General features: G+C 55.6%; 16 protein-coding genes. 8 read left to right on the top strand and 8 right to left on the bottom strand.

Annotated features, from left to right (window positions below; translation table 11 throughout):
- The first annotated feature begins 634 nt into the window (after positions 1-634).
- The 4 genes from RBB44_RS17285 to RBB44_RS17270 all read left to right on the top strand — a co-directional run bounded on the left by RBB44_RS17285 (position 635) and on the right by RBB44_RS17270 (position 5,616).
- The gene (locus tag RBB44_RS17285) at positions 635-880 is read left to right on the top strand and encodes a helix-turn-helix transcriptional regulator (protein WP_286190295.1); all 246 of its coding nucleotides are present in this window, start codon (positions 635-637) and stop codon (positions 878-880) included.
- A gap of 169 nt (positions 881-1,049) precedes the next feature.
- Positions 1,050-4,412 carry a carbamoyl-phosphate synthase large subunit gene (carB, locus tag RBB44_RS17280; protein ID WP_306148876.1) on the top strand — a complete coding sequence of 1,121 codons (3,363 nt, stop codon included), beginning with the start codon at positions 1,050-1,052 and terminating at the stop codon, positions 4,410-4,412.
- A gap of 110 nt (positions 4,413-4,522) precedes the next feature.
- Positions 4,523-4,996, top strand: a complete 474-nt coding sequence (gene greA, locus RBB44_RS17275; RefSeq protein WP_133946122.1) for a transcription elongation factor GreA — start codon at positions 4,523-4,525, stop codon at positions 4,994-4,996.
- Between the two features lie 134 nt (positions 4,997-5,130).
- Entirely contained in the window at positions 5,131-5,616 is a 486-nt protein-coding gene (locus RBB44_RS17270; protein ID WP_306148875.1) for a hypothetical protein, read from the top strand.
- Between the two features lie 73 nt (positions 5,617-5,689).
- Here the strand turns inward: RBB44_RS17270 and RBB44_RS17265 are convergent, their stop codons facing one another.
- Positions 5,690-6,160 carry an Lrp/AsnC family transcriptional regulator gene (locus RBB44_RS17265; RefSeq protein WP_008190144.1) on the bottom strand — a complete coding sequence of 157 codons (471 nt, stop codon included), beginning with the start codon at positions 6,158-6,160 and terminating at the stop codon, positions 5,690-5,692.
- A 198-nt stretch (positions 6,161-6,358) separates the two neighbouring features.
- Here RBB44_RS17265 and RBB44_RS17260 point away from each other — a divergent pair, with 198 nt between their 5' ends.
- Genes RBB44_RS17260 through RBB44_RS17250 form a run of 3 tightly spaced genes read left to right on the top strand, consistent with a single transcriptional unit; the run spans position 6,359 to position 9,308 of the window.
- Positions 6,359-7,360, top strand: coding sequence for a mitochondrial fission ELM1 family protein (locus RBB44_RS17260; RefSeq protein ID WP_306148874.1), 1,002 nt, complete (start codon positions 6,359-6,361; stop codon positions 7,358-7,360).
- A 48-nt stretch (positions 7,361-7,408) separates the two neighbouring features.
- Complete coding sequence (gene trxB / locus RBB44_RS17255) at positions 7,409-8,377, top strand: thioredoxin-disulfide reductase (RefSeq protein ID WP_209174328.1); 969 nt, start codon at positions 7,409-7,411, stop codon at positions 8,375-8,377.
- Positions 8,378-8,411: 34 nt separating this feature from the next.
- Entirely contained in the window at positions 8,412-9,308 is an 897-nt protein-coding gene (locus RBB44_RS17250; protein WP_133946114.1) for a LysR family transcriptional regulator, read from the top strand.
- Between the two features lie 752 nt (positions 9,309-10,060).
- On the opposite strand, the gene RBB44_RS17245 is transcribed toward RBB44_RS17250, so the two are convergent.
- The 4 genes from RBB44_RS17245 to RBB44_RS17230 all read right to left on the bottom strand — a co-directional run bounded on the left by RBB44_RS17245 (position 10,061) and on the right by RBB44_RS17230 (position 16,492).
- Complete coding sequence (locus RBB44_RS17245; protein ID WP_306148873.1) at positions 10,061-12,748, bottom strand: EAL domain-containing protein; 2,688 nt, start codon at positions 12,746-12,748, stop codon at positions 10,061-10,063.
- A 157-nt stretch (positions 12,749-12,905) separates the two neighbouring features.
- Positions 12,906-13,868, bottom strand: a complete 963-nt coding sequence (msrP, locus tag RBB44_RS17240; RefSeq protein WP_306148872.1) for a protein-methionine-sulfoxide reductase catalytic subunit MsrP — start codon at positions 13,866-13,868, stop codon at positions 12,906-12,908.
- A 92-nt stretch (positions 13,869-13,960) separates the two neighbouring features.
- The gene (locus RBB44_RS17235) at positions 13,961-14,329 is read right to left on the bottom strand and encodes an STAS/SEC14 domain-containing protein (protein WP_306148871.1); all 369 of its coding nucleotides are present in this window, start codon (positions 14,327-14,329) and stop codon (positions 13,961-13,963) included.
- A gap of 99 nt (positions 14,330-14,428) precedes the next feature.
- On the bottom strand, positions 14,429-16,492 hold the full coding sequence (locus RBB44_RS17230; RefSeq protein ID WP_306148870.1) for an elongation factor G: 2,064 nt from the start codon (positions 16,490-16,492) through the stop codon (positions 14,429-14,431).
- Between the two features lie 364 nt (positions 16,493-16,856).
- Here RBB44_RS17230 and RBB44_RS17225 point away from each other — a divergent pair, with 364 nt between their 5' ends.
- On the top strand, positions 16,857-17,174 hold the full coding sequence (locus RBB44_RS17225) for a hypothetical protein (RefSeq protein ID WP_306148869.1): 318 nt from the start codon (positions 16,857-16,859) through the stop codon (positions 17,172-17,174).
- Between the two features lie 3 nt (positions 17,175-17,177).
- On the opposite strand, the gene RBB44_RS17220 is transcribed toward RBB44_RS17225, so the two are convergent.
- The 3 genes from RBB44_RS17220 to RBB44_RS17210 all read right to left on the bottom strand — a co-directional run bounded on the left by RBB44_RS17220 (position 17,178) and on the right by RBB44_RS17210 (position 19,434).
- Entirely contained in the window at positions 17,178-17,780 is a 603-nt protein-coding gene (locus RBB44_RS17220; protein WP_306148868.1) for a hypothetical protein, read from the bottom strand.
- 120 nt (positions 17,781-17,900) lie between these two features.
- Positions 17,901-18,095, bottom strand: coding sequence for a hypothetical protein (locus RBB44_RS17215; protein WP_209002094.1), 195 nt, complete (start codon positions 18,093-18,095; stop codon positions 17,901-17,903).
- A gap of 139 nt (positions 18,096-18,234) precedes the next feature.
- A complete protein-coding gene (locus RBB44_RS17210) occupies positions 18,235-19,434 on the bottom strand; it encodes a pyridoxal phosphate-dependent aminotransferase (protein ID WP_306148867.1) in 1,200 nt (399 codons plus the stop codon).
- Positions 19,435-19,451: the final 17 nt, after the last annotated feature.

The following is a 19,451-nucleotide window of genomic DNA, read 5'->3' as shown; positions in this document are numbered from 1 at the left end:
AAATTTTCTCGCCGATTTTATAACCTCAAGAAATATGAATTATCGATAATCTAATATATCAGAAACATTACAAAGAACGTTGAAAATTATACACTCACGCGACGACAAGTTCGCAAGTCTAATAATAAGGTAAACTTCCTAATCGACATGATAAATATTACACTACGCACTGATATTATCGATAATTGGCGCTGTTAAAACGCAACTTCAGCTCATTATGCTCAAAAGCTGGGGATTTTATTCAGGAAATCAGAAATTCGCGGAACGGTCCTTACCCCAAGCTCCGGAGCAGAATTAACTTTATTCCGCAACGGCACTAAGGACGAAAAATTTCCGAGGAAAAGAGCGTTCAAAAGGATCAACAGCGCAGATCAATCCGTGAATTCCACGATTCGTACTAAAGGGAAGTCACTCCTAGGTCTTACGAATGGCCTCATAGCCTTAGGTATCTGGTACTAAAAGCAGACACATTTATTCCGACCACAGTCGCACTATGTGCACTTCCGGATTGACATTTTCGGTCGCAAGATATTTGTGTCAGGAAACAATTACTGACTGCCGATCAAGGCGTTGGTTTCAACACACGCTTTATTTGAAGATGCCAGACTCAAAATCAAAGAACCCGACCCCCATCATGACACCGGAACAATTTCGGAGCTGGCGACGAACACTCGGATTGAAGCAAAAAGACGCTGCCGAGCAGCTCGGGCTGAAAAAGCGGATGATCCAATACTACGAGAAGGGAAATCGGGACGGGCGGCCGGTTGAAATCCCGAAATCAATCCGATTGGCCTGTTACGCCCTATCGCAAGGGATCGCTGACTTTGACGGTGTAACAACGACAGATGCACCGCCCCCCAAGGACAAACCCGACGCCTGATCGATTTTCCTTGATATAAACATCATGTTTAGCGCGATCCGGGGTTCCCACGCGGCACGGTTTTCCCTATAAGACGCGCTCAGCCAACATCGTCATTCACTTAACGACCGAGCGGACCGGAAGCAAACACGCGCTTTTCCGGACCGCTCGCTTCGAGCTGCGAGCCGAGATGCCTAAACGCACAGATATTTCCTCCATCCTGATCATTGGTGCCGGCCCGATTGTTATCGGCCAGGCGTGCGAGTTTGACTACTCGGGAACACAGGCGTGCAAGGCCCTGCGCGAAGAAGGCTATCGAATTATCCTGGTCAACTCGAACCCAGCGACGATCATGACGGATCCGGACCTGGCCGATGCGACGTACATAGAACCAATCACGCCAGAGCTGGTCGCCAAGATCATTGAAAAGGAACGCCCGGACGCGCTTTTGCCGACGATGGGTGGGCAAACCGCGCTGAACTGTGCGCTGGACCTGGAACAGATGGGCGTTCTGGAAAAATACGGTGTTGAGATGATCGGCGCGCGTGCCGACGTCATTGACAAAGCGGAAGACCGCGAAAAGTTCCGTGCAGCCATGGACGTGATCGGTCTTGAGAATCCCCGGGCGGCCATTGCCTCCTCTCCGGCCATTCGCGGTGAAGATGGTAAGATCACCGGCTACGACCGGAACACCGGTTATCTGGAGGCCATGCGCGCTCTGGATGAAATTGGCCTGCCAGCCATTATTCGCCCCGCTTTCACGCTCGGCGGCACAGGCGGCGGTGTTGCCTATAACCGGGAAGAATATGAGACGATCGTGCGCTCGGGCATCGACGCATCTCCGGTTGGCCAGGTCCTGATCGATGAGAGCCTGCTCGGCTGGAAAGAGTATGAAATGGAGGTCGTCCGCGACAAAGCGGACAACTGCATCATCATCTGTTCCATCGAAAACGTTGACCCGATGGGCGTCCACACCGGCGACTCCATCACCGTCGCACCAGCCCTCACGCTGACCGACAAAGAATATCAAATCATGCGGGACGCTTCGATCGCGGTCCTGCGCGAAATCGGCGTCGAAACCGGCGGCTCGAACGTCCAGTTCGCCGTCAATCCGGAGAACGGACGCCTTGTGGTCATTGAGATGAACCCGCGCGTTTCCCGCTCATCCGCCCTCGCCTCCAAGGCAACCGGCTTTCCGATCGCGAAGATCGCCGCGAAACTTGCGGTTGGCTACACACTGGACGAGTTGGAAAACGATATCACGGGCGGTGCAACACCAGCCTCTTTCGAGCCGAGCATCGACTATGTGGTCACCAAGATCCCACGCTTTGCCTTCGAAAAATTCCCGGGCTCCGAGCCTTACCTGACAACGGCGATGAAATCGGTTGGCGAAGTCATGGCCATTGGCCGGACCTTCAACGAGAGCCTTCAAAAGGCGTTGCGCGGTCTGGAAACCGGCTTGAACGGTCTGGATGAGATCGACATTCCGGGCCTTGACCAGGGCGACGACAAGAACGCGTTGCGGGCCGCCGTTTCAACCGCAACCCCAACCCGTTTGCTGTCGGTTGCGCAAGCCATGCGCCTCGGCATGACGGTGGAAGAAGTCAATCAGGCCAGTGGCATCAACACCTGGTTCCTGGAACAGATGGCCGATATTCTCGCCATGGAAGCCAAGATCCGGAATATCGGCCTGCCCAAGGATGCTGCCAATTTGCGCAAACTCAAAGGTATGGGCTTCTCCGATGCACGGCTTGCAAGCCTTGCCGGCATGGACACGGACGATATTGTCAAGATGCGGAATGAGCTGAACGTCCACCCTGTTTTCAAGCGCATCGACACCTGCGCGGCCGAATTCGCGTCTCCGACCGCATACATGTACTCCACCTACGAGGCTCCCTTCATGGGTGCTCCGGCCTGTGAAGCCAATCCGTCCGACGCCAAGAAAGTTATCATTCTCGGCGGCGGTCCGAACCGGATCGGCCAGGGCATCGAGTTTGATTATTGCTGCTGTCACGCCGCCTTCGCACTGGAAGATGCCGGCTATGAGACCATCATGGTCAACTGCAACCCGGAGACCGTGTCCACGGACTACGATACGTCAGACCGTCTCTACTTCGAACCGCTGACACCGGAAGACGTTCTGGAAATCATCCGCAAGGAACAAGAAAACGGCACCCTGCACGGCGTTATCGTTCAGTTCGGTGGCCAGACGCCTTTGAAGCTGGCCCAGTCTCTGGTCAAGGCCAACGTGCCAATCCTTGGCACGTCGCCTGACATGATCGATTTGGCGGAAGACCGTGACCGGTTCCAAAAGCTGTTGATCAAGCTTGGCCTGAAGCAGCCGGAAAACGGCATCGCCTATTCCGTTGAGCAGGGCCGCTTGATTGCTAGCCAGCTCGGTCTGCCGCTGGTGGTCCGCCCGTCTTATGTTCTGGGCGGCCGCGCCATGCAGATCATTCGGGATGAGGAAAGCCTCAATTCCTATCTTCTTGGCACTCTGCCGGAACTGGTTCCTGCCGAGGTGCGGGCGAAATACCCGAACGACAAGACCGGTCAGATCAACACGGTTTTGGGCACGAACCCGCTGCTGTTCGACCGGTATCTGGAAGGCGCTATCGAGGTTGATGTTGACGCCCTGTGCGATGGCAAGGATGTCTTCGTCTGCGGTATCATGGAACACATTGAGGAAGCTGGCATTCACTCCGGTGACAGTGCCTGTTCCCTGCCACCGTTCTCGCTGTCTGACGACCTGATCGAGGAACTGAAGCGCCAGACAACAGAAATGGCGCTCGCCCTTGAGGTTGGCGGCCTGATGAACGTGCAATACGCAATTAAGGACGGCGAAATCTACGTTCTTGAAGTGAACCCGCGGGCATCGCGGACTGTACCGTTTGTTGCCAAAACCGTTGGCGAGCCGATTGCCAAGATCGCCAGCCGTGTCATGGCCGGGGAAAGCCTGGCGTCCTTCGGCCTTGTAGAGAAGAAATTCGACCACATCGCCGTCAAGGAAGCCGTGTTCCCGTTTGCAAGGTTCCCGGGCGTCGACACAATTCTTGGGCCGGAGATGCGCTCCACCGGTGAAGTCATGGGCCTCGACAACCACTTTGGAACAGCCTTCGCAAAGTCCCAGATCGGGGCCGGTACGGGCGTTCCGTCGGAAGGCACGGTGTTTGTCTCCATGCGGGATCAGGACAAGGCGTCCGTCGTTGATGCCGTCCGCAGCCTGGAAGATGCCGGGTTTAAAATTATCGCGACAGCGGGGACCCAGACGTTCCTGAAAGAGCAAGGCATCAAGGCTGAGAAGATCAACAAGGTCATGGAAGGCCGTCCGCATATTGTCGATGCGGTCAAGAATGGCGAAGTGCAGCTTGTCTTCAACACGACCGAAGGTGTTCAGGCGATTGCCGACAGCCGCTCAATGCGCCGTGCAGCCCTTTTGAACAAGGTTCCGTATTACACCACGCTTGCAGGGTCGATTGCTGCTGCGAAGGGCATCTGTGCGCATAAAGCGGGGAGTCTTGAAGTTAGGCCTTTGCAATCCTACTTCGCGTAAGGCTAATATGAGTTGAAACCGGCCGGGAAAGTGCCCTTTCCCGGCTGGGTTTGTTTTTGTGAAGCGTGGTCTTCTTCGAGAGGACCCAATAAGCTGAAGGTCTTAGACCCATGGAAAAAGTTCCGATGACCTCCGCCGGTTACACCATGCTCCAAAACGAGCTGAAGGAACGGACCGGTGTCGAGCGCCCGCGCATTGTTGATGCCATTTCAGAAGCCCGCGCGCATGGCGACCTGTCGGAAAATGCTGAATACCACGCAGCCAAGGAAGCTCAGAGCCTGAACGAGGGCCGGATCGCGGAATTGGAAGACAAACTGTCCCGCGCCGAAATCATCGACGTGAGCAAGCTGTCTGGCGATGTTGTCAAGTTCGGCGCGACCGTGAGCTTGGTTGACGAAGACACGGAAGAAGAAAAGAAATATATGATCGTCGGCGACGTTGAGTCCGATGTGAAACAAAGCAAGGTTTCTATTTCTTCTCCGATCGCCCGTGCGCTCATCGGAAAGTCGGTAGGCGACAGCGTGGAGGTCGCCGCACCAGGCGGTGCCCGCTCCTACGAGATCGTGGAAGTGCAGTTCATCTGACGCTGCCAGCCTGTCCAATCCGGCAGAAGCCCAATACAGAATTTTGCCAAGTTTTCGATTTTCACCGCCGAGTACCTTTTATTCTGATCGTGAAAGGATTTAAGGTCTAAGGCGGTGGGATTCGGAGATCCAAAATGGTTTTTCACGTAATTGGTTTCTGGCTGCTGATGCTTGCCATCCCCTTGTGGGGATATCGTTTCTTTCTGACATCCAAGCTTGCCTACAGGGAGAAGAAAATCTTCCGGCGGCTGTTGGATCACGCTGACGAGCGGGCTTACTTTTTCGCGTTGAAGCTATTTGGTTTTTTGGTGGCCTTGAGCGCAGCTGTTTTGGCGATGGTTGCCGGTCTCGGCTACATCAAGCATGGCTCCACACAGATCGGCAGTTACCGGGAGGTCATTCGCAGCCGTCTCTATTCAGGCGTTGACCCGGTGGACCAGGCGCTCGACACCTTCCACTATGATCAGTGGCTGCCAATCGCGATCCTGACGACCTGTGCGTTGCTCAGCATCAGCTTTACGCTCGTAGCAACGGCGCTCCGCGACATATCGCTCCTCAATCGGCTACGGAAACGCTTGAAGAATGTCCCTCAGGAAATGAAAACGGCCCCGAAAGCCTAAAACGCGAAGGCCAAAGCTGCCTGTTTTAGTCAGGCAGACCATCACACATTTAAAATGACCTGAGGAATAAAAGTCAGCCGTCGATCGGCACGACCGGCTCATCCTTGGTCCGACGGATGGTGAGTGCTGTGCGGACACTGTCCACGTTTGGCGCAGCCGTGAGTTCACGGATCACGAAATTCTGGAATGTCTGCAAATCCGGCGAGACGCATTTCAGAAGGAAGTCCACCTCCCCTGAAAGCATATAGCTCTCGCGAACCAGCGGCCATTTTTCCACCGTCTGCTCAAAAGCAATCAGGTCCGCTTCGGTTTGGCTATGCAGGCCAACCATGGCAAACGCTGTGACATCGTACCCGAGCTGCTTTTCATCCAGGAGCGTCCGGTAACCTTGTATCAGGCCAGCTTCCTCAAGCGCACGCACACGTCTCAAACATGGCGGCGCGGAAATTCCGACCCGGCGAGCCAACTCAACATTGGTCATCCGGCCATCATCTTGCAATTCCTTCAGGATTTGCCAGTCAATGGCATCAAGGCGCGCTTTCACACCGCTCTCCTATGAATTCTGGGACGGTGCCGTCACACGGCCCGAAACTGGGGCTGACGTGAGGTTCCGCAAAAACTTGAGTTTCATGCACAAACGTGTTTCTACGGTGCCGAGTTATGACTTTTTGCGCGTTTGTGCAAGACTATAACAAATTTGCGCACAATCTTGAAAGATTCCGACAGGGAAATCCCGCAGTTTATGTTGAATGCAACGGCATCGCCCCGTTCCCTTTGGATTTTGACGGATGGTAAGGCGGGCGACGTCGCGCAATGCGTCGGCGTCGCAGATACCCTCAAACTTCCCTACGAAATGCGGACCGTTTCTCCCAAACCGCCCTATTCCTGGTGGATGCCGTTTGGCCCGTTTCCACCCGCAGACAGGGAAGACAAGCCCGGAAGCCCGATCGCGCCGCCGTTCCCCGATATTGCGGTGGCCTCCGGCCGCAGGGCCGCGGCCTACCTGCGCCGTCTCAAGAAAGCGTCCAACGGCAAAACCTTCACGGTGTTCCTGAAAGACCCAAGGTCCGGTGCAAAGACTGCTGATCTCATTTGGGTTCCCGAGCACGATCCGCTCCGCGGGGACAATGTCCTGGTCACACCGACCTCTCCCCACAAGTTTTCTGCAGTGCGTCTTGCTGAACTGAAGGGAGAACCGGTGCCGCAGATCGACAATCTCCCTCAGCCGAGAGTAGCTGTACTTGTGGGCGGCAACAGCCGGCACCACACCTTCACAGACAATAATCAAACCCGATTTCTGGACGGACTGCGTGAGACAGCGGGACAGAACAGGGCGCATTTTCTGATCACAGCTTCGCGGCGGACCCCCGAGTTGCTGGTCGACGGGATTAAGACCCTTGCCCGCGATGGCGATCATTTCTTCTGGGATGGAACCGGCAACAATCCGTACGGCCATTTTCTCGCAAAATCCGACGCCATCATCGTCACAGCTGATTCCACCAACATGATTGGCGAGGCCACAGCCACGGGCAAGCCGGTCCACGTCTTTCATCCAAGCGGTGGTCACGCAAAGATCACCCGGTTTTTGGCGACTTTGGAAGGTATGGGATGTGTTCACCCCTTCCCAGGGCCACTTAAAACCACTACCTACGACCCGATTGACGCAACACCTGTGATCGCAGAACGTATTCTGGCAGACTACAGGGCGCTTCACCAAACCGGTCAAATATCGCAAGGTGACTGACAACTGGCAGTCACGGTTGAGACAAGAAACACGGATTATACTACGCCCATGAGTACTAAGCACAGCAAGCTCTTGATCGTCGGCTCCGGCCCGGCCGGTTATACCGCCGCCATTTATGCGGCCCGCGCCATGATCCAACCGACCTTGGTTGCAGGAATTCAGCCGGGCGGTCAGCTGACCATCACCACCGATGTCGAGAACTATCCCGGCTTTGCAGACCCGGTCATGGGCCCGTGGCTTATGGAGCAAATGCAAAAGCAGGCTGAAAATGTCGGCACGGAGATCATCTACGACACGATCATCAAGGCAGACTTGTCGGTGCGCCCGTTCCGCCTGGAAGCAGATAGCGGCACTGTGTTCACGGCAGACACGTTGGTCATCGCGACCGGCGCACAAGCCCGTTGGCTGGGCCTCTCCTCTGAACAGGATTACATGGGTGCCGGTGTTTCGGCCTGTGCCACATGTGACGGCTTCTTCTATCGGAACCGCGAAGTCGTCGTGGTCGGCGGCGGCAACACAGCCGTCGAAGAAGCACTCTACCTGGCGAACCTTGCCTCCAAGGTGACGCTGGTTCACCGCCGCGACAGCTTGCGCGCAGAAAAGATCCTCCAGGACCGGCTGTTCTCACACGAGAAAATCGAGGTGATCTGGGACCATCAGGTTGACGAGATCCTCGGGGGCGGCGAGCCGAAAGCGGTCACGGGTGTGCGCCTGAAAAGCACCAAGACCGGCGAGCTTCAGGAAATCTCCACCGATGGTGTGTTCATTGCGATCGGCCACGCGCCATCTGTTGAACTGTTCAAGGATCAATTGACCTTGAAACCGAACGGCTATCTGGAGACCGCACCGGATTCCACCAAGACATCGATCCCCGGCGTTTTCGCAGCCGGTGACGTTACCGACGATATTTACCGCCAGGCGGTCACCGCAGCCGGAATGGGCTGTATGGCTGCCCTTGAAGCGGAAAAGTATCTCGCCGAACAAGATGCTGTCGGTTCACAACAGGCTGCTGAGTAACGCAGTTTCCCGGCTGGACGGATTGGGGAATGCCATGGATTGGGACAAATTGCGTATCTTCCATGCTGCCGCGCAAGCCGGCAGCTTCACCCATGCGGGCGATACGCTTCATATGAGCCAATCCGCTGTGAGCCGCCAGGTCAGTGCGCTTGAGCACGATCTGGGGGTTCCCCTCTTCCACCGGCATGCCCGCGGCCTGCTGCTCACGGAACAGGGCGAACTTCTCTATCGCACTGCCGGTGATGTCCTGATGAAGCTGGAGGCCGTGCAATCCAGGCTCAAGGACAGCAAGGACAAGCCGTCTGGTGTTTTGAAAGTCACGACCACGGTTGGCTTGGGGTCAACCTGGCTGGCATCCAGGATCAGAAGCTTCACGGATCTTTATCCGGATGTCGAATTGCAGCTGATTTTCGACGACGACGAGCTCGATCTCAGCATGCGCGAGGCCGATGTGGCGATCCGGCTGCGCCAACCGACACAGCCGGATCTCATTCAACGCAAACTCTTCACCGTGCACTTTCACGTGTTTGCGTCACCTGAATACATCCAGCGCTTTGGCGCGCCTTCTTCGATCGAAGACATTGATGATCATCGCATCATCACCTTCGGCGAGCAGGCCCCTGCCTATCTGCGCTCGATGAACTGGCTGGTGACGGCTGGCCGCGTGGATGGCAAACCGCGGCAATCGGTGCTCCAGGTCAACAACATCATCGCGATCAAGCGCGCTGTTCAGACAGGCGCCGGTATTGCGATGTTGCCAGACTACATCATCGACAATGGCCGAAACTTGGTTCCCGTGCTTGAAGATCAAGAAGACAAGGTGCCGTCCTTCGACACGTATTTCGTCTATCCCTCGGAGCTCAAGAACACCGCACGGGTAACGGCTTTCCGGGAGTTCCTTTTGAAGAACGCCCAAAACTGGGTGTACTAGAAGAGAGCCCCCGAGCGACCCGCATCGGTCACACTCAGCACCAGACGGAATGGAGAAGCTGCATTTGTCGTTCGGGAAGTATGGTTTGTTCGGGCAGCTCTCTGCACCGTGCTGTTGTGATGAGCATTGCGGCAACGAACCAAGTTTTATTGAAGGCACCCGAGCCTGAATTCGAAATAAGATATCCCCCAACAGACGCTCGTGCGCGAGTGTCTGATGTGACCCTCAGCCTGTAACTAACTCAGAAAACTGATAAATCTAAGGATGATCAAAGCCCTGCGCGATTTGCATAGCAGATCTGCATCGCTGCCTCTTGTTTAAGCAGCTTGTGCACTGCATATAAGCATCACTGTTGGTCACACAGGCATCACGTCCTCCTCCCAGTGATGCCTCGACCAGCTGTTCCCCTCTGGAAGGTGATTCCACTGTTTACAGTGAATCAATTCAAACTGCCGGGTCCTTTAAGACCCGGCTTTTTTTTGCCTACATAAACTACTCAAGCGTTAGAGCGGGTCGCGTTTAATCGGGTTCATTTGATGAGCTTACTGAGTTCATTCGGCAAGGCGCGTCGTGAAGCGCGGCCTGGTTGGCCGGGCAAACGTCGCAACGCGGCCGATGGGCTCAGTAAGCTCACCCTTCGGGCCGGACAATTTTTGCCTCTGGCTTTGTTGTGGTCCGCTTATGGTACCCCGCACCACCGCGCGGACCACGTCTCGCCAGAAACAAAAATCGTCTCGGTCAAATGAAACCGATTAAACGCGACCCGCTCTAAGCGCAGCCTTGGCAACTTTGGGAACCTCAAAGTACGCCTGTTGCACATCCTCAAGCGGGATTGGCTGACCGATAAAGTAGCCTTGACCGTAGTGGCATCCGCAAGCTCTCACTACGCCCAACTGCTGAGCCGTTTCGACGCCTTCGGCCGTCGACTTCATATCCAGATTGTCAGCAAGCGCCGCGATCGTTCTCAAAATCGCTGCACTGCCCTCGTCTTTTTCGACTTCCGAAACGAACCTGCGGTCGATCTTGAGCTTGTTGAATGGCAGTTCCTGCAAATAGCCAAATGACGAGAAGCCGATGCCGAAATCGTCCAAGGCCAGGTTCAGACCAGCATCTCGCAATTTTCTGAGATCCTCATGAGCGGCTGAGCCTGCGGACATCAAGACACTTTCGGTCAACTCCAGTTCCAGGCGATGCGGAGAAATTCCAGCTGCTTTCAGACCGCCAAGAACTCGTTCGACAAATCGTCCATCGCCAAGCTGCAAAACCGAGACATTCACACAGGCGTGGTAATCGTCCGGCCAGGTTGCCAGGGATTGCAACACTTCAGACAGAACAAAATCGCCAACCTTCGCGATCAGGCCAATCTCTTCGGCCAGCGGGATGAAATTTGAAGGGGGGACATAACTTGCCTCGCCCTGATGCCAACGAACCAGAGCCTCGAAGTGATCAACCCGATGTGTTTCTAGGTTCAGGATCGGCTGGCAAAAAACATCAAGCCCCTGATTTTCCACCACGCGGATCAGAGCGTTCTTCGTGCGCTTCCGCTCTGCATCTTCCTGCGCAATATCGGCGTCAAAGACCCGGTATGCGGATCTTTTCTCCTGCTTGGCCTTATAGAGCGCCAGATCAGCACGTGAGAGCGTCTCTTCAGAACCGGCACCATCCGCAGTGATGATCGCCACACCAACGCTCAGTCCACTCTGAACCATGAGCCCGTCGAGATTAACGGGCATGTCGAAAGCGGCGCACAAACCGAAAGCAATCTCGCGGATGTCTTCCTCCGTGCGCGGCTTGAGCACAAGCGCAAACTCATCGCCGCCCAAACGGGCCGCAAGATCACCACCTTCGATGACTGCTTTCAGAGTGTTGGCAACGTGTTGCAGCAAACGATCGCCGACGACATGGCCATGACTGTCGTTCACTGCCTTGAAGTCGTTTAGGTCAATGAGCAGCAGCGATGGCGACACCCCATCGACATTCCCGGCATTTTCTACGACGTGATCCAAAGTCTCCCGGAAGGACAATCGATTGGCCAGTTCGGTCAGGTTATCTGTTTCAGCGGCTTTTTTGACGCGCTCATCCGCAACGACTTTCTCGGTGACATCTTCATAGGTCTCCACCCATCCGCCGTCCGGCATTGGAGCTGCGGAAAAAGACAGAATCCGGCCATTGGACAGGTGGATTAACGAGCGAATGTGTGAGGTAGGCTGGGCACTCTCAGGAACAGCTTTTGTGGTCTCTCCTGGAAATCCGGTCACGAAAGCGCCTAGCCGATACTGGTTGTAGGCGTGGTAGGACGTGCCCGGCACAAGCATTTCTGGCGGAAGCCCCGTAAAATCCCCGGCACGATCATTGCAAAAGCGCAGTCTGCCATCCTTATCAAACGCACTGACACCCTGTACAACCGATGCCAAGGTGACTTCCAGCTCTTCTGAGCGAAGGCGTGCTTCCTTTTCTCTTTCAAAGAGACTGTCCGCCATTTCCTTGCTGTCTGTGATGTCCCAATTCACCCCGACGGCTTCAGTAACGTTGCCGGCATCGTCTTCAAGAAAATTACAATGGGCGGCCAACCAGCGGACGCTGCCATCCCGGCGGACGATACGAAAATCGGTGGCGAACCCAGATTTCTTCTCATAGGCCTCCAGGAATTGCCGGCGGGCTGCATCGATGTCATCGGGGTGAACGGTCCGCTCCCAGTCATTAAACTCGCCTTTGAAAGACCCGGGATCGACATCAAACAAACGGAACATTGCATCGTCCCAGGTGAGACGATTGGCAGCCATATCGAAACGCCACACAGCAATTCCAGCAGATGACCGGGCGAGGTCAGTCAGAAAGAGCGTGGATTTGAGCGCCTTGTGCTCAACGGAGAATTTCTTGGCCTCGCTGATCATCAGGCCAAGGATGACCACACCGACCACGTTTCCAACTAGCAGCAAGTACCAAGCGTTTTCGAGGATCTGGAGCCCTGCCTCAACGCCTTTATCTATGAAGAAACAAGGAAGGACGAAAAGCGTGCCGACAACCGCAATGGACAACAGCCGCAATGGACCCGGGCCGAGATCACGATGACGGCAGCAGGCCCCGACAATCGCACCGAAAGCCGCGTAAAAAAACGGGCTGAGGCTGCCGCCAATCACAAATGGGCCACCGACCCAATAACGCGCAGCGCCTGCGATGCTTGCCGTGATGATCCCCCCCAAAGGCCCAAGGAAGTAGCCACTCAGAATCGCTGGCGCAGCCCGCGTGTCGAACGTGGCACCATCGCCAAAATGAACGGGCATCATTACGACCAAAGCAGACAGGAGGCCAAACAACGCGCCAAGGAATGCCGCGCTTACCGACCGGCGCGCGTGCAATGTATCCCGGCGCGCAAAAAAGTAGAACGCCAATGCGCCCAACGAAAGAGCGCCAATATTTGCGATCCAATCGACGACCATCTAAGCCTTTCTGAGTGCACAAAAGCACACTTAGAGAAAAAGCAACGATGCTCAGCCTATTTCAAAAATGCTAACAACTTCAATATACAGTAATACATACTCGCATCGAGACTATTGTTAATAGTCTCGATGCAAAAACAACAGATGCAACGCCATTTTACATAAACAAAAGCTCGCCGGTCATGTCTTTATAAAGACCCGCGACTTGTTCCTCGTATCCATTGTAGAGCAGTGTGTTCCGGCGTTGATCGGTTCCCAACAGTTTCTCGGTCGCCTGGGGCCAGCGCCGATGTGGGACCGACGGGTTCACATTAGCCCAAAAGCCGTATTCCTTCGGCTGGATTTCTTCCCAGAAGCTCACTGGACGCTTGTCAGTGAATGAGATCCGCACCACGGACTTGATGCATTTAAATCCGTATTTCCAAGGTGTTACCAACCGGATCGGGGCACCAAACTGCTTGGCAAGCGGTTTTCCATAGATCCCGGTCGCCATGAACGCCAGTTCATTGGTCGCCTCTGCAAGGGTCAGGCCTTCAACATACGGCCACGGATACCAGGATTGTTTCTGACCGCTGGCAACTTCCGGATTGAGGAATGTTTCGAACCGAAGATATTTGGCGCCGGTTTGCGGCCCCGCCAGTTTGACGAGTTCGGCAAGCGGGAAGCCCGACCACGGCACCGCCATGGACCAAGCCTCAACACACCGATGGCGATAAAGGCGCTCCTCCAAAGGCATCTTGGCGAGAAGTGCATCGATATCAATCGTCTGAGGATTGTCGATGAGGCCGTCCAGCATCACAGTCCATGGACGGATCTCAAGGTTCTGGGCCGCCGGCCAAATCTGCTTGTGAGAGCCAAACTCATAGAAATTGTTGTACTTCGACGCCACGTCTTCGTCAGTCAGTGGCCGGTCCAAGGTAAATGCAGAATTGCGTGGAACAGGATAAAGCCCCGCGCTCGGGTCAGCCTCGGCAAAGGCCGGCCTTATCCCAAGTCCGCTTCCGAGCAATGCACCTCCCCCTGCGAGCCCCGCAAGGATCTGGCGTCTGTTCAAGAAGACATGCTCTGGGGTCGCTTCGCGCTCGGGCAATTCCCAGCTGCGTTTGGTCAAGATATTCATCGTCAAACTCCCAATCTGGACGTAGAAAGACCGGATTGTGTGTTCAAACGCAAATAACGCCCGAGTGACCGATGCCCAGTGTTAGACTTGTGTCAGGCTTGTTTCAGCCAATTTTCAGCGGCTTCCCGGTCTTTTGAAACAAAGCTTTTGATCTCAAGCCCCGGGATCAGCATCCCTTCGATCTCAGCAACCTTGCGAATCCAGCCTGAATCGCACAAGACCGCGCACTTTCGGAATTTCCCCAGAAGCTTCAGAAGGTTTGGCATCATCTTGAATTCGACAGCCAACGCGCCTGCGGTTGGCCATTCGAAATCATCAATGACATAGAGCATCGTGCCGTTGGCCAGATCCTCTGCGGCTTCGATGAGATCCTCTAACCCGGCCTGCATCAAGTCAGCGTTGAGAGGACCGCGCAGATGAACAAAGACGCGGTCCCCTTCCTGTTTTTTAATCGCAAGCACCGACAATCTCCTTTCTGCGTCCACCATCCCGTTAAAAGCGTAGGGGAATGGAAACACAATCAAATGAGACAGATCAACACTTTGCACTCGCGCGGCTCACTACGCCGCTTGTTTTCCCGAACGCTGGAGAGCCTGGTCCGCTGCTTTGCCCGACAGCTCCGCCATATGATCGAACTCTGCCGTATAACTGGCAACTCCCGCCGTCGCGGACCGGAGTTCAACGATCAAATCACCGATTTCAGCTTCTGGCATCAACGCCTGAACCTCGTCCCAACCGCTCCAGCCAGGACGGGCGTCAAATCCAAGCAGCTGCCCGCGCCGGGCGGAAACAATGGCATTGATCCTAGCGGTCGCATCACTTGGACACGCAACGACCACCTTGTGGATAGGCTCCAGCAGAACGGGCTTGCAGTCGGACAGGCCTTCCCGGATCGCCAGGATACCTGCCATCTTGAACGCCTGATCGGAACTGTCGACCGAGTGATACGACCCGTCGACGAGACAGACTGACAGGTCGACAACAGGAAACCCGAGCGGCCCCTGGCCCAGTGCTTCCAGAACACCTTCCTTCACCGATGCGATGTATTGCTTGGGCACCACGCCCCCGGTAATACGATCGGTGAACTGGATTCCATCTCCTCTCGGCAGTGGCGAAATCTCAAGAACCACGTCACCGAACTGCCCGTGACCACCGGACTGCTTCTTGTGACGTCCGCGCGCTGTTGTGCTGCCACGGATCGTTTCGGAATAAGGCACATGCGGCGCATGCACGGCGACATCCAGCCCGTATTTTCCAGACAAGCGCTCCTGAGCGACGCGCAAGTGCATCTCTCCCTGCCCGCATAACAAGGTTTCAGCCGTTATCTGGTTTTGTGCGATTGTCAGGGAGCCGTCTTCTTCGGAAAGCTTGGAAAGGGCAGCTGACAAGCGAACCTCATCCTTGCGCTGCCCGGCTTCAATCGCCGTCGCCAAGACCGGCCGCCGGGTGTCCGCAGTGTCCAGAGCTGCGAGTTTGCTGCCCTGAAGGCTCAGAACATCACCGGTTTGAACATCATCCAAACGCCCCAGGCCGACGAGGTCGCCCTCAGACGCCTTGGAGATCTTGTTCAATTGCTGTCCAAATAGCGAGAACAGCCCCGAGACCTTCGCTTCCGTGGTTCCGTTTACATAAAGGCTGTCATTGTCCGCCAGAGTGCCACTCAACACGCGCGCCACGGAGACTTTACCGCCATGTTGTGTGTGAAGCGTCTTGATCACTTGGATCGCACTTTCGGGCGCGGCATCAAGAAGGCGCGCCTTGAGGCGGTCAACCGAGGGCACTTCATGGCGAAGGGCTTTCAAGAGGCGGGTGACGCCGTTGCCATGTTCGCCAGAGCCGAAGAAGACCGGACAAATCAGGCCGTCCTGCATTTCCGCAACGAGATCAGCGAACACCGTCTCCCGGTCCGGCGCAATGTCCTCCAGCAACGCTTCCATCAGGTCATCATCGTGATCGGCAAGATGCTCCAGCATCGTAAACCGGGCTTCATGTTCGCGCGCACGGTCCTCATCCGACATGTCGATCTCGGTGCTCGGCTCCTTTTCGTGATAAACATGCGCCCGTTCCAGGGCGAGATCGATGAATCCGGTTGCCTGACCGTCCTCCCAGATCGGTATCTGGCGCAAAACAAGTGGGACGCTTGACGCCGGTTGCAGCAGGTTCAAGACATCGCGGACCCGCCGAGTGCTCTTGTCGATCTTGTTCAAAAACAAAACCCGCGGGATGGCGCGGGCTTCAAGGGCTTTCAGAATAAGCTGCAAGGCCGGAACCTTGCGCTCATCGTCTTCAGCGACAACCACAGCCAGATCCGCACCGGACAAGGCGCTGTCCATTTCCCCCAAAAACTCGACCGAACCCGGACAATCGATGAAATTGAACCGGTCACCCAGGTATTCCACATCCGCGAAATTCAGCTCCACGCTCATTCCATGAGCCCTGGCTTCTGCCGAACCATCACCAATGGTATTTCCGTCTGACACCTTGCCCTGCCGGTCCACCTTGTTCGTGCGCGCCAGGATCGCCTCCAGCAAGCTGGTTTTACCGCTGCCAAAGGGTCCGACCAAAGCCACGCAGCGCGGTTCCCTGCCGCTGGAGATTGCCTGTCCATTGTTGGTGTTTGCCATACTGAGCCTCCCGTTTGCCCGAGGGTATCCTCGTTACAACGCGGCACGGCCGGCGGTTCAGGACGCGGGCCCGCCGCGTCTCGCCCGGATGGGATCGAAGGCCAACAACCCGGAAAGCGCCGGGCTTGATGTTCGTCATGGCCCTTCAATCAAGGGCGGGACGCTATCGTCGCGCCCGAAACGGGGTAAACGCAAGGAAATCTTACCCTGCACCGCAGCAAACAGGCGGCGCATTCGGCGCTACCAACTGGCACCTTTCGCTCGTCCGGTCACCGAAATGCTTCAATTCGGGAATTAATTTGGTGTTGCGCGCGGCTCGACTCATACTGGTCCGCAGGCACGAGGTGGAATGAGAGGTATAAACATGTTGCTGATGACTAGAACTGTCTTATCGGCGTTTGGTGTCGCCATTGTTTCAGCGGGCCTGGTGTTTTCTGGCGGCAGTCTCGCGCAGGCGCAATCAGTCCAGCCGCGCGGCGTTATCCAACCCGGCACGACGCTCGGGCCGTCCGCGCAACAACAGCTCAATCAGAACCTCAATCGTCAGCAGAACAATTTCTCAACCCAGCAACGGATCGACAGCAACAATCGGCTGAACCGGACACAGCAGATCAACCGCAACAACACCCGGACAAACACACTCTCGTCTTGTCCTGGCGCAAATTCGGCCTGTCAGAACTAGGGTTCAGACCTGAAAATCTTGGGATGTGCCCGGCGCTGCCGCAGAACCTGTACCCAGAATTCCCGCGCCCGCACTTTTGTCCGACAAGCGCGCCTGCAGGAAATTCCGGCCGATTATCAAAGCTGCGATTGTCACCACCACCGGCACAAAACGGCTGTCTGGGGTAAGCAGTGCCCAAACAGCACCGCTAGCGCAGATCGCAAGCAAAACAGCAGAATAAATCAGTTGCGCACAATCTGTGACATTCTCCAACGCGGAGAACCGCGATCGCGAAAACAGCATCTGGGCAAGGCCGACAGCAAAAACGGTTACCAGAACGCCCCCATACGCATATTCGGCAAGGACGTCTCCCAGACCGTCAAACCCGAGGCGAAACACACAAACAATCAGCGGCGTTGCCAATAAAATATGAATGTTGACGCCCATCAGGATCGGATGCATCCGGACCCTCATTCCGATCAGGGCACTTAAAACAACGAGGCACAGCCCAGAGCCTACCCAGCCGGCGAACTCCAGATCCCCCGATTGGCGCCACAAAAGAATGAATACGATTGACGGCACCCCTTCCATGAGGTCGGTCAGCCATCGTTTTTGTTGGGTTTGCATGCGTGTGCCTCGCTCGTGAGGTCGACAGCTTACCGATGCAAGTTTTGATCGTAAATACGCAAGACTACAATCAAGGTCATCTGCGAAGACTTCCCGCAAACGCTATGCTGAACGGGCCGGTTAGTGGCCCGGGCGGATCCGCTTCAAGAATTCCCAGACCGGTAGAGCCGTCACACCTCCAACCACGCCGGATACATAGCCGGGTATGGCCCAACCAAGCAAAGACGACCAGAGCAGGCTGACAACAAAACTCACCGCGAGCATGGCAGCCACAGTGATCAGCAATCGTTGCCAAAGCGGAAGAAGAACAGCCACGCCAGCCTCCAAAACAAAATGTAAATCGACCTCACCCTATGCGCGCCCTTCGAGAAAGAAAAGCCTGATCGGCCGAAGTCAGAGTGAGCCCAACAAAAAGGGCGGCCGGAGCCGCCCTTAGATGCCGAAAAAAATGAACTTATTTCAGATTGCCGCAGAAACGCTGAATGCGGGTGCAGGCTTCTTCCAGGGCTTCCGTCGAGGTTGCATAGGAAATCCGGAAGTTTGGACCGAGGCCAAAGGCCGACCCGTGGACAACCGCGACACCTTCTGTTTCCAGGAGTTCGGTCACGAAGTCTTCGTCGTTCTCGATGACCTTGCCGGACGGAGCGGTCTTGCCGATTGTTCCAGCGCAAGACGGGAAGACATAGAACGCGCCTTCCGGAACCGGACAGGTGATGCCTTTTGCCTGGTTCAGCATGGAAACAACGAGATCGCGGCGCGCTTTGAAGATTTCATTGTTCTTCGGAATGAAATCCTGCGTGCCGGAAATCGCTTCAACCGCGGCCCACTGCGCAATCGAGTTCGGGTTGGAGGTCGATTGAGACTGAACCTTCGCCATGGCCTTGATCAGGTCAACCGGGCCACCGGCATAGCCGATCCGCCAGCCGGTCATGGAATAGGCCTTCGACACACCGTTGACCGTCAGCGTGCGCTCATAAAGCGTTGGCTCAACCTGGGCCGGTGTCGTGAATTCAAAATCGTCATAGACCAGGTGCTCATACATGTCGTCGGTCATGATCCAGACATGCGGGTGTTTGACCAGAACGTTGCACAGCGCCTTCAGTTCAGCTTCCGTGTAAGCAGCCCCGGACGGGTTGGACGGCGAGTTGAAGATCAGCCACTTGGTGCGCGATGTGATGGCAGCATCGAGCGCTTCCGGTGTGATCTTGAAGGTGGACTTGTCGGCTTCAACGATGACCGGTTCGCCGCCAGCCAGAAGAACCATATCCGGATAGCTGACCCAGTATGGCGTCGGGATGATAACCTCATCGCCCGGATTGATGGTGGCAACCAGTGCATTGTAGAGCACCTGCTTGCCGCCGGTGCCGACAGTGATCTGATTGGTTTCGTAAGTGAGCCCGTTTTCCCGCTTGAACTTCTCGGCAATCGCAGCCTTCAGCTCCGGAATACCATCGACAGCCGTGTACTTGGTCTTGCCGTCGTTAATGGCCTTGATGGCAGCCGCCTTGATGTTTTCCGGGGTGTCGAAATCCGGCTCGCCAGCTCCGAGACCGATCACATCGCGGCCTGCGGCTTTCAGCTCGCGTGCCTTGTTGGTGACGGCGATGGTCGCAGATGGTTGAACTCGCGCCAATGCGTCAGCAAGAAAGCCCATAATGTCCTCCAGGGGGA

This window comes from Roseibium sp. MMSF_3247 (assembly GCF_030733765.1).
GTDB lineage: Bacteria > Pseudomonadota > Alphaproteobacteria > Rhizobiales > Stappiaceae > Roseibium.
Note: the sequence above shows the minus strand (reverse complement) of the source record. Positions and strands in the feature narration are given on the sequence as shown.

Bases quoted from the DNA above. Each gene is read 5' to 3' on its own strand.
- RBB44_RS17220 (WP_306148868.1), bottom strand. From the start codon at position 17,780: ATGCAAACCCAACAAAAACGATGGCTGACCGACCTCATGGAAGGGGTG.
- msrP (WP_306148872.1), bottom strand. From the start codon at position 13,868: ATGAATATCTTGACCAAACGCAGCTGGGAATTGCCCGAGCGCGAAGCG.
- RBB44_RS17225 (WP_306148869.1), top strand. From the start codon at position 16,857: ATGTTGCTGATGACTAGAACTGTCTTATCGGCGTTTGGTGTCGCCATT.
- RBB44_RS17245 (WP_306148873.1), bottom strand. From the start codon at position 12,748: ATGGTCGTCGATTGGATCGCAAATATTGGCGCTCTTTCGTTGGGCGCA.
- carB (WP_306148876.1), top strand. From the start codon at position 1,050: ATGCCTAAACGCACAGATATTTCCTCCATCCTGATCATTGGTGCCGGC.
- RBB44_RS17210 (WP_306148867.1), bottom strand. From the start codon at position 19,434: ATGGGCTTTCTTGCTGACGCATTGGCGCGAGTTCAACCATCTGCGACC.
- RBB44_RS17260 (WP_306148874.1), top strand. From the start codon at position 6,359: ATGTTGAATGCAACGGCATCGCCCCGTTCCCTTTGGATTTTGACGGAT.
- RBB44_RS17230 (WP_306148870.1), bottom strand. From the start codon at position 16,492: ATGGCAAACACCAACAATGGACAGGCAATCTCCAGCGGCAGGGAACCG.
- RBB44_RS17250 (WP_133946114.1), top strand. From the start codon at position 8,412: ATGGATTGGGACAAATTGCGTATCTTCCATGCTGCCGCGCAAGCCGGC.
- RBB44_RS17270 (WP_306148875.1), top strand. From the start codon at position 5,131: ATGGTTTTTCACGTAATTGGTTTCTGGCTGCTGATGCTTGCCATCCCC.
- greA (WP_133946122.1), top strand. From the start codon at position 4,523: ATGGAAAAAGTTCCGATGACCTCCGCCGGTTACACCATGCTCCAAAAC.
- trxB (WP_209174328.1), top strand. From the start codon at position 7,409: ATGAGTACTAAGCACAGCAAGCTCTTGATCGTCGGCTCCGGCCCGGCC.
- RBB44_RS17285 (WP_286190295.1), top strand. From the start codon at position 635: ATGACACCGGAACAATTTCGGAGCTGGCGACGAACACTCGGATTGAAG.